The sequence below is a fragment of the Pseudomonas sp. 50_B genome (assembly GCF_017491625.1).
Classification (GTDB): Bacteria; Pseudomonadota; Gammaproteobacteria; order Pseudomonadales; family Pseudomonadaceae; genus Aquipseudomonas; species Aquipseudomonas danubii.
Map to the genome: position 1 here is coordinate 1 of NZ_JAFGYX010000108.1, position 498 is coordinate 498.

Consider the following 498-nt stretch of genomic DNA (forward strand, 5'->3'; position numbering starts at 1 on the left):
GCCGCGTAGCGCGCGGTGTCGCCCGCCTTCAGCCGCCGCGCGGTACCCGCCGCTTCGATTTCGACGGCGCCGTTCAACACGGTCAGGTGCTCGCGTGTGCCCGGTTCATGCGGGTTCGATACGAGCGCGCCGTGCGCCGGCAGCGTCAACTCGTACCATTCGAACTTGCCCGCGAGTTCGATCGGCCCCCAGACGCGCAATTGATACTGCGCGTCATGGCCGGCGAGCGTCGGAATGTCATGCGGGCCGTCCACGCGGATCGTCTCGGGTGCCTTCGGTTGCGCGAACAGCTCGTCGAGGCTGATGCCGAGTGCGTTCGTGAGCCGCCAGGCAACGGCGGTCGTCGGATTCGCCTTGTCGCGCTCGATCTCCGACAGCATCGATTTCGACACGCCGGCGGCGCGCGACAGATCGTCGAGCGTGAGCTTGCGCTCGTTGCGCAGGCGCTGGATTTGCTCGCCGACCCGCGGCGGCGTCGCGCCGGTGGCGGGGGAAGCG

General features: G+C 69.1%; 1 protein-coding gene. It reads right to left on the minus strand.

Annotated elements, in window-relative coordinates:
• On the minus strand, positions 1-498 hold a 498-nt coding region (locus tag J5M73_RS31145; RefSeq protein ID WP_207816900.1), incomplete at both ends, for a helix-turn-helix transcriptional regulator.